Annotated in this window: 12 protein-coding genes; 9 read left to right on the top strand and 3 right to left on the bottom strand. The window is 48.2% G+C overall.

What is annotated here, in order from left to right; all coding sequences use genetic code 11:
• Position 1: 1 nt before the first annotated feature.
• Together ppk1 and BMX44_RS13745 are read right to left on the bottom strand one after the other, a co-directional pair.
• On the bottom strand, positions 2–2,068 hold the full coding sequence (gene ppk1, locus BMX44_RS13750; protein WP_090634088.1) for a polyphosphate kinase 1: 2,067 nt from the start codon (positions 2,066–2,068) through the stop codon (positions 2–4).
• Positions 2,069–2,257: 189 nt separating this feature from the next.
• Positions 2,258–4,111 carry a GGDEF domain-containing protein gene (locus BMX44_RS13745; protein ID WP_090634086.1) on the bottom strand — a complete coding sequence of 618 codons (1,854 nt, stop codon included), beginning with the start codon at positions 4,109–4,111 and terminating at the stop codon, positions 2,258–2,260.
• Between the two features lie 292 nt (positions 4,112–4,403).
• On the opposite strand from BMX44_RS13745, the gene BMX44_RS13740 reads away from it, so the two are divergent.
• From BMX44_RS13740 to BMX44_RS13720, 5 genes are read left to right on the top strand one after another with little or no spacing between them, the layout of a single operon-like run.
• Complete coding sequence (locus BMX44_RS13740; RefSeq protein ID WP_090634084.1) at positions 4,404–4,772, top strand: SpoIIAA family protein; 369 nt, start codon at positions 4,404–4,406, stop codon at positions 4,770–4,772.
• A 38-nt stretch (positions 4,773–4,810) separates the two neighbouring features.
• A complete protein-coding gene (locus BMX44_RS13735; RefSeq protein ID WP_090634082.1) occupies positions 4,811–5,299 on the top strand; it encodes a hypothetical protein in 489 nt (162 codons plus the stop codon).
• The gene (locus BMX44_RS13730; RefSeq protein WP_090634080.1) at positions 5,296–5,679 is read left to right on the top strand and encodes a SirB2 family protein; all 384 of its coding nucleotides are present in this window, start codon (positions 5,296–5,298) and stop codon (positions 5,677–5,679) included. Before BMX44_RS13735 ends, BMX44_RS13730 begins: the two co-directional genes overlap by 4 nt.
• Before the next feature lie 22 nt (positions 5,680–5,701).
• Positions 5,702–6,241 (top strand): GNAT family N-acetyltransferase, encoded by a 540-nt coding sequence (locus BMX44_RS13725; protein WP_245738943.1) that lies wholly within the window; start codon positions 5,702–5,704, stop codon positions 6,239–6,241.
• Between the two features lies 1 nt (position 6,242).
• On the top strand, positions 6,243–7,805 hold the full coding sequence (locus BMX44_RS13720) for a polysaccharide lyase (protein WP_090634078.1): 1,563 nt from the start codon (positions 6,243–6,245) through the stop codon (positions 7,803–7,805).
• Between the two features lie 46 nt (positions 7,806–7,851).
• Here BMX44_RS13720 and BMX44_RS13715 read toward each other — a convergent pair whose 3' ends face one another.
• Positions 7,852–8,772 carry a LysR family transcriptional regulator gene (locus BMX44_RS13715; protein WP_090634075.1) on the bottom strand — a complete coding sequence of 307 codons (921 nt, stop codon included), beginning with the start codon at positions 8,770–8,772 and terminating at the stop codon, positions 7,852–7,854.
• Positions 8,773–9,020: 248 nt separating this feature from the next.
• Here BMX44_RS13715 and BMX44_RS13710 point away from each other — a divergent pair, with 248 nt between their 5' ends.
• The 4 genes from BMX44_RS13710 (at position 9,021) to BMX44_RS13695 (ending at position 14,234) form a co-directional block, all read left to right on the top strand.
• The gene (locus BMX44_RS13710) at positions 9,021–10,442 is read left to right on the top strand and encodes a form I ribulose bisphosphate carboxylase large subunit (protein WP_090634115.1); all 1,422 of its coding nucleotides are present in this window, start codon (positions 9,021–9,023) and stop codon (positions 10,440–10,442) included.
• Positions 10,443–10,506: 64 nt separating this feature from the next.
• On the top strand, positions 10,507–10,863 hold the full coding sequence (locus BMX44_RS13705) for a ribulose bisphosphate carboxylase small subunit (protein ID WP_090634073.1): 357 nt from the start codon (positions 10,507–10,509) through the stop codon (positions 10,861–10,863).
• A gap of 181 nt (positions 10,864–11,044) precedes the next feature.
• The gene (locus tag BMX44_RS13700; protein WP_090634070.1) at positions 11,045–11,851 is read left to right on the top strand and encodes a CbbQ/NirQ/NorQ/GpvN family protein; all 807 of its coding nucleotides are present in this window, start codon (positions 11,045–11,047) and stop codon (positions 11,849–11,851) included.
• A gap of 55 nt (positions 11,852–11,906) precedes the next feature.
• Entirely contained in the window at positions 11,907–14,234 is a 2,328-nt protein-coding gene (locus BMX44_RS13695) for a nitric oxide reductase activation protein NorD (protein WP_090634068.1), read from the top strand.
• Positions 14,235–14,259 lie beyond the last annotated feature (25 nt).

Below are 14,259 nucleotides of genomic sequence, written 5' to 3'. Positions count from 1 at the left end.
ACTAGTCGCAATAATGCTCGAGTATATGCTGCTGAGCAGAGCGCGGTTTCGAACTTGTTTTGCTTCGCTTGTACGAGCCGTCACTTTGCAGCACCCAAGACTGCGTATTATCGGAAAGATAACTCATCAGGCCGTATGCGATAACACTGTCTCTGGGGCGTTTTTCCTCGATCGGAAAAGAGACTTCCACGCGATAATGAAGATTGCGCGTCATCCAGTCTGCACTGGAACAAAATACACGGTCTTCCCCACTGTTATAAAAATAATAAATCCGCGTATGCTCAAGAAAACGACCGACGATGGAGCGTACCTGGATATTTTCAGAAACACCCTGAACGCCCGGCCGCAGACAACAGATCCCGCGAACGATCAGATCAACTTTAACACCCGCCTGGGAGGCACGGTATAAGGCTTTGATAATCTCGGGGTCTGTTAACGCATTCATTTTAGCGATAATCCAGGCTTTTTTTCCTTCAGTTGCCGCTTTGATTTCATCTTCAATAAAACCCAGCATACTTTTGTATAACGTAAAAGGCGATTGCAGCAACTTCTTTAATTTACCTGCGCGTCCCAGTCCGGTTAACTGATGAAACAACTTGTTAACGTCTTCACCAATTGACTTGTCACACGTTAACAATCCGTAGTCAGTATACAACCGTGCTGTCCTGGCATGATAATTACCGGTGCCCAGATGCACATAGCGCCGCAAACTGCGCCCTTCACGCCGAACGATCAGAATCATTTTTGCATGCGTTTTAAAGCCGACAACACCATATACCACATGCGCGCCGGCTTTTTGCAGTTCGCTGGCCAGCTCAATATTGGCTTCCTCGTCAAATCTTGCCCGCAATTCAATTACAACCGTCACCTCCTTGCCCTCGCGAGCCGCCACTTTCAGTGCTTCAACCAGCGCGGAATCAGCACCGGTTCTGTATAGTGTCTGCTTGATCGACAACACATTCGGGTCGGTTGATGCCTGCCTGACAAAATCAATGACTGGTGCAAAAGACTGAAACGGATGGTGAAGCAGTATATCGCCGTGATGCAGCACTTCGAAAATATTGGTATTTTTTAGCAGCCGATTGGGAATTTCCGGTTTGAATCCGGCAAATTTGAGCTCAGGACGGTCAACCAGATCGCAAATGGCCAGTAATCTGCTCAGGTTGACAGGGCCCGACACTCTGTATAAATCATCCTTTTGCAATTCAAATTTTTGCAACAAAAAATCACTTAACTGATCCGGACAGTTGTCTGCAACTTCCAGTCTGACTGCATTACTGAATCTGCGGGAAGGCAGTTCCCCTTCCAGAGCACGCAACAAATCATCCACTTCTTCATCATCAATCAGCAAATCGCTGTCTCGTGTGACCTTGAACTGATAACAGCCCAATACGTTCATTCCCGGAAACAAGTCCTTGACGTGCGCGTGAATAATCGAGGACAACATAACAAAATCATGATTGCCGTTACTGTGCGCGGACGGTATCTGCACGACCCTGGGCAGTGAACGCGGGGCCTGTACGATTGCAAGCCCCGAATCCCGCCCGAAAGCGTCTTTGCCTTCCAGCGAAATAATGAAGTAAAGGTTCTTGTTTAACACGCGCGGAAATGGATGCGCAGGGTCCAATCCTATGGGGCTTAAAATCGGCAGTACTTCAGCGTTAAAGTAACGCTGCACCCAGCGACTCACCATTGGCTTCCAGTGTGATCGTCTCAAAAGCCTGATTTTGTCGTTCGCCATGGCAGGAATAATCATGCTATTCCATATTTGGTACTGCTCCGTGACGATTTGATGCGCCGTTTCGCCGACCCGCGCCATTACTTCAGAGGGAAGCAGATTATCCGGACCTGTCTGTACCGATCCATACTTGATCTGTTGCTTTAGCCCTGCGACTCGTATTTCAAAAAACTCATCCAGGTTAGTGCTTGCAATACAAAGAAATTTCAAACGTTCAAGCAATGGCAGATTTTGATCTTTTGCCTGTTCGATAACGCGCCGGTTAAATTCCAGTAAACTCAGTTCGCGATTAATATATAACGTTGGATTTTTAAGGTCTGTTGTTTCCATGGATCTAGTAACGCTTAAAACAAATTAATTATTATTTTCATGTCATGCTACAGTGTACCCGATGAACATGACAGAATTTACAAGTCATTTAAAAACACGCTACGTTATTTCGGTGTGTGACAGAAGAAAAGTAAAATCCCGGCACCCAAAAGAATGAAAATACCGGGAAACACTGCTGGTGCCCGCGCGTCAGGCAGCTTCCAGAATCAGATTTTTGCCATTCTTTTTAGCGCGATAGAGTGCTTCATCCGCCCGCTTGAAAATCTGTTCCTGCTTTTCGCCTGGTCTGTATTCAGCAACGCCCGCACTAAAGGTGATCAAGATTCGCTTGTTTTCATGCAGAAAAAACTTTTTGGTCATATCACGCCTGATTCTGGACAAGATATCGATTGCCTCCGGCAAATCGGTGTTAGGTAACAGAATGACAAATTCTTCACCGCCATATCGCGCTACGATATCATCATTTCTCGTAACGTTTTTCACGGCATTTATCAGATACACGATGGCTTCGTCACCGACCTTGTGGCCATGCGTGTCATTGACCTTTTTAAAGTTATCGATGTCAAGAAGTGCGTAGCAGACCGACCATTGCAGGCGCTGCGCACGATGCACCTCGCGTTCAAACGCCAGATCCAGGCCGCGACGATTCAGAACCCCGGTCAGATGGTCTTCATGGACCTTCTCGCTCATTTGCTGCAGTTCGGTTTCAAGCTGCACAATTTTTTCCTGGGCACCTTCTACTTCAGCTCGTGCGGACAAAAAACCGTCCCGATAATTTTGTGCGCTTTCTTGCATCTGCCGTGTATCATGCATGATATCAACCAGCAGATGACTCAGTGAATTCAGATCATTTGCTTCACTGATCTGCTTGGAATAATGCTCGATTTTGATGTGGTATTCGCCTGTTTCATCGGAAAATTCTTCAATATTACTGATCAGGCTGCTTACCATTTGCTTTAACGTTGACCTGGCATCACCCAGACTGCGTTTAATTACACGCTGTCTTTGAATAATTTCATCCAGATAATTCTCTGCTTCGATTATCAGTCGCTTATCCAGTGGTCTGTGAATGGTTTCACGCAGCTTGAATATCTGGCTTTTTATCCATTCATCCTCGTACAAGAGCTTACTGGTACTATCTAAAAGCTTATCCAGCAAGCGCAGCAGCCCCTGCTGCAATTTCGAACTGCCTTCGGCACAATAATCAAACTTATCCAGAAATAGCTTAAAAGATGAAACGAATTGTTCCAACTCATCCCTGTTGTGAATCTCTCGAACCTGCTGCGCAAGTGCTCCAGCTTCGTGACTCAGCTCTGTATCCGCATTTTTTACTGCAGCCACATGCTCCAGCGTCTGCATAAATAAATCAAGCAGCTGATCGCTGATATTATTGACTGTACTCGGGTTTATCTGCGGTTGGCTGTCAACGGAATCCATTGCTTCATCTTGTTCTCCCGCTACCAGTTTCAGTGCCGATATTTTTTCCGGTTCCGTATACTCACTCTCAGATACCTGATTCTCATTACTCGCCAAATAATCCCATGATTCCATCAATGCAATGATATTTTTCTGCAACGCACCGGAATCGTTTGAGAATCCGTTCAGCACACGGCCCAGGCCTTCACGCTTTCTGACAGGCGTTACTCTAGCGTGACAGACATCCAACTGTTTGACTAATCTGGCGATTATATCCGCCCAGCTATTTTCTTCTGTCTGACCGGAATCCTCCGCGCACCCGGACTGCAGAGAAGTTGCCGTAGTGACTCCTGCCAGTCTCAGCAAACCGGCCTTGTACTCTTTCCAGCTTTTGTTCTGAATCGCTAGTTCAAGTCGGTTAGCAATATTATTCAGATCCTGTGTATGACGTGGAAACTCTTTAGCAAATGAAGACAGCAGCTTGATTGAGGCCGGACTCAGCCGGTGATTTGGGAATCCTGCGACCTGATCATAAATTTTGTGATAATTTTCCGGTGTTGGCTGAAGTTTTAATTCAGCAAGCTTTAGCAATGTTTTACGCGCTATAATCGAAGGGTTCTCATCCATAAGCTAACCCGCTTGTAGAACTCTGAAAATATAAAATAATTATTTTTTTAATGCGCATTACCCGGATTTGCAACTTTATAACAAGGTGTTTTGAAAAAGAGCGTCATAACCCTACTGACAACCAATATATCACAATGCCATCAGCCAGCTATCGTGAAATAATTGTTTTTTTCCCTTTAAAATGTTTTTTTCGGGATATATTGATCAGCAATACGTATGTCAACAGTCTGCAATATTTGCACCATTTAATCGAATTGCCGATAATGCAGGTCTTATCATCTGAGGTGAGATTATGATTACCATACAAAAACAAAATAGTCTGATTATCGTAGCCGTCATCGGTGAATTTACCTTATCCGATTACAAATCTTTTGAAGAGCAGATCATCTATCAATCCACCTTTGAAGGAAAAGCAAATGTCGTTATCGACTTGCGTGACATGATTGATTACACCGTTGATGTTGCCTGGGAAGATCTCAAATTCATGCACGAACACGGCAATGACTTTAATCATATCGCCGTAGTCACCGATGATCAGTGGCAGGCTTGGAGCGCCTGGATATCCAATCTGTTTACCGATGCCGAAGTAGTTGTATTTAAGGACTATGATAAGGCCATTGACTGGGTCACACGTGAAGATTCCTCCTCAACTGCTGGTTAAGCGGAGGCCTCCGATTAATCCTTTTTTGCTATAGCCCAATGGATGATTTTATTTTAGCCAGGGTGTTGCACGTCGCTGGCGTTGTTCTCTGGATTGGCGGTGTTGCCATGGTGACGCTGGTATTACTCCCCGCATTAAAAAGCAAGACATCACCCGCAGAGGCGATGGTTTTTTTTAACGGTTTCAGACGCCGTTTTGCCGCCCAGGCACGTTATACGACTTTGCTGGTTGGACTGAGTGGTTTGTACATGACGTATCTACTGGATGCCTGGCACCGCTTCACTCAGTGGCAATACTGGTGGATGCATACCATGCTACTGATCTGGCTGCTGTTTACCTACATGCTTTTTATCAACGAACCCAGATCAAGAAAACGATCTCAATCTGCATCGCCACAGGACGTCACTGCACAAACTTTTGACTCGATCCAGCGCAAGCACATGGTGCTGCTGGTCTTGAGTCTGATCACCATTGCCGGCGCGGTTGCAGGCAGTCACGGCTGGTTGATTTCGGGAGACAGCCTATGACTTATTCGATGATCAAGATGATCCATGTCAGCAGCGTGATCACCAGTTTTCTGTTTTTCTTCGTGCGCGGCATCTGGCTCATCAAGGATTCGCCAATATTGCGTAAACGCTGGGTCAGAGTCCTGCCGCACATTGTCGATACTGTCCTGCTGACCAGCGCAATTACCCTGGCCTTTAAGATTCAGCAGAGTCCGTTTGTAGACGCATGGCTGACTGCCAAAGTCATCGGCATTTTGATTTATATCAGTCTGGGCATGGTTGCGATGCGTTTCGGTAAAACGCGACAGGCACGCATCAAGGCCTGGGTTGCTGCGGAATGCGTCTTTATTTATATCGTTCTTGTCGCCTTGACCAAAAGTCCCGTACTAGGATTGTTATAACGACACCTGAATCAAAGCAACATTGAAACAGATACTGGAAACAATCGATTTTTCCCGACTCACCCTTGAACCAGCCGTTCCCGTTCATTGCCGCGACATCTGCGACTTAATCAACCTGACATACCGTGGAGAGACCGGCTGGACGCGTGAAACACATATTATCGGCGGTGACCGCACCAACCTCGACGAGATCTCCGCCGCAATGGCAAAACCCGACGCACAGTTTTATGTGGTCTATCTGGATCAACTGCTCGCCGCTTGTATCTATCTCTCCAGAGAGCAATGTCATGCGTATATCGGTTTTTTCTCAGTACACCCGAATTACCAGGGTATCGGTGTCGGCAAGCACATCCTGCATCAGGCCGAGATTATCGCCAGGCAGGAACTGGCGGCACAAAGAATTCGCATGTTCGTCGTCTCGCAGCGACCCGAACTCATTGCATTTTATCAGCGCCGTGGCTATCAGCGGGTCGGCAATCAGGAGCCCTACCCGTTGCAATTGAAAATCGGCGTCCCGAAAGTCGAGGGACTGACAATCGAATATCTGGAAAAGCGTATTTAATATGAACCAATCAATGCGTATACCAATGACATGCCCGGGTGGTCTGTCGCATACCTTATCACATTGTCTCATTGCAATTTGTCTGCTGTTTTTCTCTTTTAATGCACTTAGTGATGTCTATTGGTCACAGGGCAGCGAAGCAAACAGGGACGGCGCAACCTTTATTTATGCCGACGGCTCCGCAAAACTGTTATGGCAACGCCAGCTTGGCGACTGGGTCGACCGCAATGGCGTACCATATGGCGATGCAGCATTCTCGACAACGCTTGTCGAAGATCTGGACACAGCCAGACCGGTCTCTCTGGATGTAACCACGCTGATCAAATACTGGATTGACAACCCCGGCAGTTATCACGGCGCATATCTGAAAGAAGAATCCGGCCATTCTGCGATTGTATTCGACGCAACCGAAGCCGGTTATCCGGCAGCGCCCTTTCTGGCGATTACCACAACCGATAACGAAATTAAAACATTTGAAGTTACACGGGATACCACTTTATCGGCCACGACGCATTACTCACTTGGCCATCAGACACAATTTCAGGTTGGCGCGCATACACCAGCCCTGATAGCGTTCAATAAACGCTTTCTGGAATTGGACAGTGCTAGAATTAGCAAGGCGAGCTTGTATCTTACGACCACTGACAAGCAATACGGCACCGTGCAAATCGGCGTATATACGGTTGCACCATTACCAGCAGCCAGTGAAGTTGAACGCGGAATTGCCTGGGAATATCCAGGTGATCGCGGGCTGGCCGATCATCCCGATGTCATTCTCGCTGAGACTTTCAATAAGCCGCCAGGTTTTTTAACGCTGAATGCGGGTTGGCAGGAACACCTAAGCGACATAGGTCACTACGACACTTACCGGCTTGTCGATACCGATTACCGCATCGACCGTTTCGATCCACTGGATGGCAGCGCCCTGCAGATTGCATTCAATTCGAAAACAAATTTTGGTTTTACCGGTCATTACCGTTTTCAGCGTCTTATCGGTCGCGAGCCGGAGCAAATGTACTTTCGCTATTATTTACGTTTCGGAAACAACTGGCAGCCGACAGACGGTGGCAAACTGCCCGGTTTTTCCGGCACGTATGACAGGGCTGGATGGGGTGGCAGGGCGATTGACGGTTACAACGGCTGGTCAGCACGCGGCGCTTATTTCCTGCAGGCATCGCTCAATTCGAAATACAACGGCACGATTCCACTCGGCAATTATGTCTATCACCTCGACAGTCAATCAAATTATGGCGAAACAATTTCCTGGAACAGCACCTTGAGCCTGCTCCAGAAAAACCGCTGGCACGCGGTTGAACAGTTTCTAAAACTGAACGACCCCGGTATGGCCAATGGCGAATTAACGGTATGGATTGACGGGCGAAAAATCTATCACAAATCCGATCTTCGCTTTCGCGAAACGAAAGAACTCAACATTGAAAGCTTATGGCTCAATTTTTATCATGGCGGTACAGCCAAACCGGCATCCACATTTTTTGTATATATCGACAATCTGGTAATCGCCTCACGGTATATTGGTCCGATGCGAGCATCAGGCCTTGAATAACCGCCTGTCGGTCAACGCAACACAATCAACCCGATCAACCTGCAGCTTAACCGTTTTTTCCGGCGTTGTGTATCAATGAAGCGGCTTCCTTCAGCAAAAATTCCCTGAATGTTTGCGCCAGTGCAGACAAGCGTTTGTTTTTTCGAATGACCACGTGCCAGAAACGCGGTATCGGAAAGCCCTGCACATCGAGCACTTTTAATCGCTGTGTTTCCAATTCCAGCTCAACTGTATGAAGCGATACGATCCCCAACCCCATACCTGCCTGCACGGCCTGTTTGATGGCTTCGGTTGTATCGGTTTCCATACCCTTATTAATCCGTACACCATGCTGCTGAAAGAACCGTTCCATAGCGCCGCGGGTACCCGAACCGGGCTCGCGTACCAGAAAAGTCTCCTGAGCCAGCCGCTTGACTGAAATACGCTGTTTTCTGCAGAGCACATGATTTGTCGGTGCCACGACAACCAGTGGATTTTCCATAAACGACTGACTGGTAATATCCAGGTTTTCCGGCGGCTGGCCCATAATCGCCAGATCGACGGCATTTTCGTCCAGCTGCTTCAGTATCGATTCGCGATTGGATACATTCAGGCTCACCGTAACACCGTTATAGCGCTGGCAAAACTTGGCAAGCAGATGCGGGGCAAAATAATTGGCTGTCGTAACAACCGCAATATTAAGCTTACCGCGCTCCATACCTTTTAGTTCGTCAAGCGCCACCTCCAGATCAGCCAGACGCTGCAGAATGTCCCGACTGTACAGATACAGTTCTTTTCCTGCTTCAGTTAAATGAATTTGCTTGCCCATTTGTTCAAACAAAGGCAGACTTATATTCTCTTCCAATTGTTTTATCTGCATTGAAACAGCAGGTTGAGATAGATACAGCTCTTCCGCCGCGCGTGAAAAACTCAAATGGCGGGCAACTGTCTCAAATACGGTCAGTTGTCTTAATGTCAGATGTAGCATTGATCAATATTAAAATGGATAGCTGGCTGATTGGTTGGCGACTACTATAAGCATAATATTATCATATACATCAAAATAATTGATTTGTTCTTATGATAAATATTCTTTATAGTGCCATCTATGTTGCAAATGTTCTCGTTTGTTTCGTTGATTGTTACTTAATTTCGTTACTAATTTGTTAATTAACCCTCCTCTCTTTTCTTGTTTAGTTTTGCAAATCGAATCGAGTGGATTTATCAGGAGAGAAAATCATGGCAAAGACATATAGCGCTGGTGTCAAAGAATATCGGCAAACATACTGGATGCCCGAATACACACCTTTGGATACGGATATTCTGGCGTGCTTCAAAATCACCGCTCAGCCTGGCGTTGACCGTGAAGAAGCCGCAGCTGCTGTTGCCGCCGAGTCTTCAACAGGCACATGGACGACCGTATGGACCGATCTGTTAACCGATCTGGACTACTACAAAGGGCGCGCTTATCACATTGAAGACGTACCTGGCGATGATACCTGTTTCTATGCCTTTATCGCATATCCGATTGATCTGTTCGAGGAAGGTTCTGTTGTCAACGTATTTACATCTCTGGTCGGTAACGTGTTCGGCTTTAAAGCGATCCGCGCCCTCCGCCTGGAAGATGTCCGTTTCCCAATCGCTTTCGTTAAAACCTGCGGTGGACCACCTAATGGTATTCAGGTTGAACGTGACAAACTCAACAAATACGGTCGTGCATTGTTGGGCTGTACCATTAAACCAAAACTGGGTCTCTCTGCCAAAAACTACGGTCGTGCCGTGTATGAATGTCTGCGCGGCGGTCTTGATTTGACCAAAGACGACGAAAACATTAACAGCCAACCTTTCATGCGCTGGCGTCAGCGTTTTGAATTTGTGATGGAAGCCATTCACAAAGCGGAACGCGAAACCGGCGAACGGAAAGGCCACTATCTTAACGTTACCGCGCCAACACCGGAAGAAATGTACAAACGTGCTGAATTCGCGAAAGAGCTTGGTGCACCAATTATCATGCATGACTACCTGACCGGTGGTTTCACAGCAAACACAGGACTGGCCAACTGGTGCCGTGATAACGGCCTTCTGCTGCACATTCACCGTGCAATGCATGCAGTAATTGACCGGAACCCGCATCATGGTATCCATTTCCGTGTACTGGCAAAAGCACTGCGTCTATCCGGTGGCGACCATCTCCATTCCGGAACGGTTGTTGGAAAACTTGAAGGCGACCGCGGTGCTACACTTGGCTGGATTGATCTCATGCGCGACAGCTTTATCAAGGAAGACCGCAGCCGTGGCATTATGTTCGATCAAGACTGGGGTTCTATGCCTGGCGTATTCCCGGTCGCTTCCGGTGGTATTCATGTCTGGCATATGCCGGCACTGGTTGCTATTTTCGGTGACGATGCGTGTCTGCAGTTTGGTGGCGGCACATTAGGCCACCCATGGGGCAATGCTGCCGGCGCAGCCGCCAACCGTGTGGCACTCGAAGCCTGTGTGGAAGCTCGTAACCGTGGCGTTGAAATCGAGAAAGAAGGCAAAGCGATCTTGACCGAAGCTGCCAAGCACAGCCCGGAACTGAAAATCGCCATGGAAACATGGAAAGAAATCAAGTTCGAATTCGATACAGTCGACAAGCTGGACGTGGCACACAAATAAACAGTTTTTCCGGCGTACATGTGTTGTGCGCCGGCGCTCAAAATTTTAATCAGGAGTTATACAAATGTCTGAAATGTTGGATTACAAAAGCCGCCTGAGCGACCCAGCCAGCCGGAAGTTTGAAACATTCTCTTATCTGCCCCCGATGGATAAAAAGCAGATCAAGAAACAAGTTGAATATATTGTCAAAAAAGGCTGGAACCCGGCCATCGAGCATACCGAACCAGAGCATCTGATGGATAACTACTGGTACATGTGGAAACTGCCCCTGTTCGGCGAAACAGACGTGGCGCGCATTCTGGCTGAAGCGGAAGCCTGCCATAAGGCCAACCCTAACAATCATGTGCGTTTGATCGGTTATGATAACTTTGCACAAAGCCAGGGTACATCCATGGTCATTTATCGCGGCAAAACCGTTTAAGGTTTCAAACACGAGAGATATCATAAGCTTTATAAAGCCCCCTACCCGAAAGGGGCGGGGGTTTTTTTTCGGCCTTTCTTAATTTGTTTGTATTTTTTGTTAGACCGCTGACTGACCCGTTACTCAACAGCGATCTTCCACTAGACAGAAAACCCTGATGGGTTAATCACAGGAGTTCGTTATGAGCAAAATTATTGACCAATATCGCGTTAAAACAGAACCTTATTACCATCCTGTCGGCGATGAAGTGGAACTTTATGAAGCGGCCTACTCCGTGCGTATGCCGATGATGCTAAAAGGCCCGACCGGTTGCGGGAAAACCCGTTTTGTCGAGTACATGGCCTGGAAACTCAAGAAACCACTAATTACCGTCGCCTGCAACGAAGATATGACCGCATCCGATCTGGTGGGACGATATCTCCTAGACGCCAACGGCACCACCTGGCAGGACGGACCGCTTGCCGTTGCTGCGCGCCACGGTGCAATCTGTTATCTGGATGAAGTAGTCGAAGCGCGCCAGGACACAACTGTCGTGATCCATCCACTTACCGATAACCGTCGCGTTCTACCACTGGAGAAAAAAGGCGAGTTAATCAACGCCCATAAAGATTTCCAAATTGTGATTTCCTATAACCCCGGCTATCAGAGCCTGATGAAGGATCTCAAGCAATCAACCAAGCAGCGTTTTGGCGCACTGGATTTTAATTATCCCAACCACTCAATCGAGAGTGAAATCGTCGCGCATGAAACTGGCGTTTCACATGACATTGCTGAAAAACTGGTGTCCATCGCTGAACGTGCGCGCAACCTGAAAGGCCACGGTCTCGATGAAGGCATTTCCACGCGCATGCTGATTTATGCCGGTAGCCTGATTGTCAAGAAAGTCGATCCAAAAGCTGCATGCCGTGTCGCTCTGGTTCGACCCATTACTGATGATCCCGATATGCGTGATGCACTTGATGCGGCCGTATCGACATTTTTTAATTGATTTCGTAGCAACGAAATAATATTCCACTGTCAGACCAACTAATGCGGGTGATGTCATGAGTGTACATCTGGATGATTACAATGAGCTGCTGAAAAACTTAGAACCTGAGTCGATGGCGCTTCTGAAAAACGCCTGGCCCGAAGCGGTCAAGGTTTTTTCACCGCGCGGCCTGGATAATTATCTGAAAGGCATATCTGCGCTGCGCAACCTGGGTCGCGGGCGCGGTCCGGTTGACTGCTGGATTGATGAAATACCCCAGGTTGCCAAGGAGATCGGTGAAGACGTACTCGCCGATCTGGCGACTTCAGTACTGGCGCTGGCGTCCAAAACTTCCGGTGCGGTGATAGAACTGGTGCTGGCAACGGCACCTACCGCAGCCAGGCGTCTGGGGGATGCGCAGTTGTTCCAGCATTATCTGCAGTTTCTCAGCACCCTGATCGCGCAGGCACCCCGCGGTGCAAGACCGATGCTCGACAAGCTGGAGATCCTGTTTGAACACCTCACACTGGGCGGTCTGCGCCGCTGGGCGATGTGGGGCGCGCATGCCCACCGCACCGACTACGAAGAACAGGTGCGTTATTTCAGTCTGGAATCCAAGGAATCACTTGCCGTACTGCAGAAAGAACGTAAAGGTACGCTGTTTGTCGATATACAGCGCCGCATCAACATGTACCTGCGCGCGCTGTGGGCCCGTGATTTTTTCATGAAACCCACCTCCGGCGATTATGAAACGCGCGAAGGCTACAAACCGTTTATTGAAAACTATTTCATTCATCTGCCGGACGCATTTGATAATTTCGGCGATGTACCCGCCACCGAAGTTTATCGTGCTGCATCAGCGCATGCCGCTGCGCATCTGGTCGAAACCCGGCAACCGATTTCGGCCGAAGGTCTGAACCCGTTGCAGATGGCCGTCATATCGGTTATGGAAGATGCACGCGTGGAGGAATTATCAATACGTCGTTTCCCGGGATTGCGTCAGACCTGGGCCGCCCTGCATTCAGCTACGCCTGATATGAACACCACCATGGGCGACTTTCTCAACCGCCTCGCGCGCGCCCTGCTGGACCCAACATACAAGGACAAAGACAAGTGGATTGCAGAGGGCCGTCGCCTGTTTAAAGCTGCGCAAAACAGGCTCGATGACCCCCAGATTTCATGGGATATCGGCGTTCAGCTTGCCCACAGTATTCTTGAAAAAAATATTCCGTTCAATCCGCGTACCGATGTTCTTAGCACACCGTACCGCGATGATAACCGTTATTTCTGGGAATTTGAGGAATTTGATTTCGAGAGAGCACAAATCGCCGGTTATGAACCGTTAAAACAGGTACGCAAATATGTCAGCGTCATGGAGTTCGCCAATGAAATTGATGTTGAAACTGCCGGCGATGATGCTCAGGAAATCTGGGTCATGAGCACTGAATTCTTTCCATATGAAGATTCCGGCGTCTCTTATAATGATATGGAAGGCAAAGAACCGGTATCGCCTCCTTTTCATTATTCCGAATGGGACTACCAGATTCAGCTTGAGCGTCCCGACTGGGCCACGGTTCAGGAAAAACGTGCCAGACTCGGTGACATACAGTGCATCGATGACATCGCCGCACAGTACAAACGCGAAATCGGTCGCATGAAATTTCTGCTAGACGCCATGCAGCCGCAGGGAACGCGACGGATTCGCAAACTCGAAGACGGTGATGAAATCGACATTAATGCGGCGATACGATCCATTATCGATATTCGCATGCACATGCAGCCTGACCCCAGGATCATGATGCGCTCGGTGCGCAAGATACGTGATATTTCCGTACTGGTATTGCTCGATATGTCGGAATCAACCAACGAGAAAGTTGAAGGTCAGGAATTTACCGTGCTCGAACTGACACGCCAGGCTACCGTGTTACTGGCCAACGCCATCGACAAAATCGGCGATCCGTTCGCAATTCATGGTTTTTGCTCCGACGGCCGTCACGACGTGGAGTATTATCGTTACAAAGATTTCGAACAACCCTATAATGAAATCCCGAAGGCCAAGCTGGCAGGTATGACAGGACAGCTCTCCACACGTATGGGTGCTGCCATCCGCCACGCCAGCCACTACCTGAAGCAGCAGAAATCGGCAAAAAAACTGCTCCTCGTGATCACCGACGGCGAACCGGCTGATATCGATGTACGCGACCCGCAATACCTGCGTTTCGACACCAAAAAAGCCGTTGAGGAAGCCGGTCGATCAGGTGTTATCACCTTCTGCATGAGTCTTGATCCGCGTGCCGATCAATATGTATCTCGTATTTTCGGCGAGCGAAATTATATGGTTGTCGACCATGTGGAACGGCTTCCGGAAAAACTGCCGGTACTGTATGCAGGGTTGACACGCTGATTGACTGCACTACCCGGTCTTCTAT

This window comes from Nitrosomonas marina, assembly GCF_900110145.1.
GTDB lineage: Bacteria > Pseudomonadota > Gammaproteobacteria > Burkholderiales > Nitrosomonadaceae > Nitrosomonas > Nitrosomonas marina.
This window is presented reverse-complemented; position numbering and strand designations above follow the sequence as displayed.